Below are 2,554 nucleotides of genomic sequence, written 5' to 3'. Positions count from 1 at the left end.
CTGGAGGCGCTGCTCTCCCTGGCGTCGCTGCCCGCCGCGCCCTGGAAGGCGACATCCTCCACGAGACGCCGGAGATGGCCACCTGGCTGCCCCCGGAGCCCGAGGTGAAGCGGCTCCTGCAGAAGATGGACGAGGTGATGCACAGCCCGCTGGCCTTGAGCGACGTGCAGCGCCAGGAGCAGCTCCAGGCGGCGGTGCGCACCGTGGCGCGCGACTACTTCGCCGGAGAGGGCCGCCAGCGCTACGCCCTGCGGCTGTGGCGGATGGCGGACTACTTCGAGCGCACCGGCCGCGCCCGCGAGGCCGAGGTGGCCCGGGCCGAGGCCCGCCGCCTCCATCATGGCCTCGACGAGCCCTTCTCCCGCTTCGCCGAGCGGCTCTTCGAGAAGGTGCTCGCCCTGGTGGCTGCCGCTGGAGCCCGGGCCGGAGCCCAGGCGCCCCAGGCTCCCGCTTCCAGCACCGGAGAGGCCCCCGCCGCCGCGCCTGCTCCCTCGCAGGAGCGGCGCAGCCCGGGCGGCCTCATCCTCCCCTGAGCGCGGAGGGGAGGCCCGCGCGCGTGCTCACCCGGAGACGCGCGCGCGCAAGAGCAGGTCCAGGTTCTCCTTCTCCCAGGCCTGGGCGCGCGAGTAGTCGTGGAAGCGCTTCTCGTGCTCCATCAGCTCGGGCGGATGGATGCAGCGCCGCCCGTCCTCGCCCCGCCGCGTGCGGTACACGTGGTGGAGCATCTCGTGGAACACAATCCACTCCACGAAGTAGCGGGGCACCATCGGCTGATCCAACGCCGGGTGGATGCGGATGACCTTCGAGTCCGCGGAGTACGAGCCCATCTTGATGCTCTTGCGCGGGCCCTTCACGCGCGGCGCCGGGCCGTACGTAATCGCCGCGTCGATGCGGCTGTCGAAGTAGCGCTCGTTGAGCCGCGCGAAGATGCGCTCCAGGTCGTGGTGCTGCCCCTCCGGCTCCAGCCGGATGCGCTTGCGCATCTGCGCCGGGGACAGCCGGCGGATGTAGGCGCGGTTGCGCTCGATGTAGCGGTCCAACAGCACGCTCGCGTCCGGATCCCCGTTGCGCACGAAGCCGGCGAGCGCCTGCACCACCTCGTCCGGCGCGGCCAGGAACATGTGGTGCAACCGCAGGCGCCACAGCGCGCGCTGACGTTGGAACGTCAGCATCGTGTGCGTGTTGTCGTGGATCTCCACCGCCACCTTCGCGCGCAGGCGCGTGCGCAGACGACGCTCAAGCACGCGCCTCCATACCTTCAGGAGCCTGTTGGGCTCCGGGGCGATGGGAAGCTGCCGGGCCACCCGGCCGGCCGTGTAACTCCTCTTCTTGACTACGCTTTTCTGATTCTTCGGGCGCGCCATAAGGGCCACGGATTCTACGGGCCCGTCTGACATGCCGCAACGCGGTCTCGAAGTTGAAAACCTAGGAATTCCAACGACTTAAGTGCACTCAAGCCCACCAGGGCCCACTTGTCCGCCCCGGGGGGAGGATGCCGCATACCGGCAAGTCCGCGACACCACTAGCGGCGGCCCTTGCACGGAACCTGGAGTACGAGCGGCCCCTCACTCGCCGGCTCCACGAGGTAGGACTTTGTACCCTTGGGGGTCCGACGTCCCGGGCAGTCGTAGCGGACGCGGATCCGACCCGGTGGGAGGGCGAGGACCTTGTTGACGGGCAGCGGCTTGCCGTCCAGCCGGAGCACCGTGCGGGCGGGCGCCTCGAAGCGGACCTCCACCAGCTCCGGCGCTGGCGTGCCGGCGTCCGGCGCCGCGGCGGCGATGGCGTTGCCCGCGTCCGGCACGGGTGCATCGCTGCCCGCGTCCGCCGTCGCGAGCGCCAGCCCGTCGTCGGGCGAGGACGGCTCCCCGGCGCCGACGGCGACCGCGGGCTTGGACTCGCCATTCGCGATGGGCTGCGCGGTGCCGCCGGTGTTCCCCGCGCCGGGCGCGGGCGCGCCGTTCGTGGAGGGCTGCCCGGTGGTGGGGACCTCGGGCGGCGGAGACACCAACATGGGACGCAGGCTCCAGACGACGGCGGCGCCGAGCGCGAGCAGCAGCGCGCCGGCCCCGGCCACCAGCGCCACGGGCAACCGGCGCCGTGGCGGAGTGGCGCGCGTGGCCGCGTACAGCTCCTCGCCGCTCTCGGGGCTCTGGTAGCCCACGGTGGACTCGTCGTCGTCCGGATCCGGCCGCGGGGCCGGCGTCGGATCCGTGTGCTCCACCGTGGACAGGCCGGAGTCGGTGGGGAAGTAGTCGTCCTCCTCGTCCGGCGCGGCCATGCGCGCGGCCTGCAGGCCGGGGCGCGACGCGGCCCGCTGGTTCAGCGTGGGCGGGGTGATGGAGGCGGAGCGCGACACCTCGTCGTCCATGTCCATGTCCAGCGGAGAGACGCGGCGGGACGGCGGGGGCGGCGTGACGGAGGCGGACTGCGAGGCCTCCTCGTCCGGGCGGGGCGTGCGGCGCGGCGGCGCGGCGACGGGGGCCGGCGTCGGCGGCGGCGACACGCGGCGCGAGCGCTGCGGCTCCGGCGGGGCGGACGGGCGCGGGGCGAC

Annotated in this window: 1 protein-coding gene and 2 pseudogenes; 1 reads left to right on the top strand and 2 read right to left on the bottom strand. The window is 73.2% G+C overall.

Features of this window, described 5'->3' with window-relative positions; all coding sequences use genetic code 11:
• A pseudogene (locus tag HG543_RS53020) lies at positions 1–533 on the top strand (hypothetical protein); the annotation flags it as partial.
• A 27-nt stretch (positions 534–560) separates the two neighbouring features.
• Here the strand turns inward: HG543_RS53020 and HG543_RS53015 are convergent.
• Together HG543_RS53015 and HG543_RS53010 are read right to left on the bottom strand one after the other, a co-directional pair.
• On the bottom strand, positions 561–1,304 hold the full coding sequence (locus tag HG543_RS53015) for a hypothetical protein (protein ID WP_169352583.1): 744 nt from the start codon (positions 1,302–1,304) through the stop codon (positions 561–563).
• A 218-nt stretch (positions 1,305–1,522) separates the two neighbouring features.
• A pseudogene (locus HG543_RS53010) lies at positions 1,523–2,554 on the bottom strand (serine/threonine-protein kinase); the annotation flags it as partial.

It is taken from the genome of Pyxidicoccus fallax, assembly GCF_012933655.1.
GTDB lineage: Bacteria > Myxococcota > Myxococcia > Myxococcales > Myxococcaceae > Myxococcus > Myxococcus fallax.
This window is presented reverse-complemented; position numbering and strand designations above follow the sequence as displayed.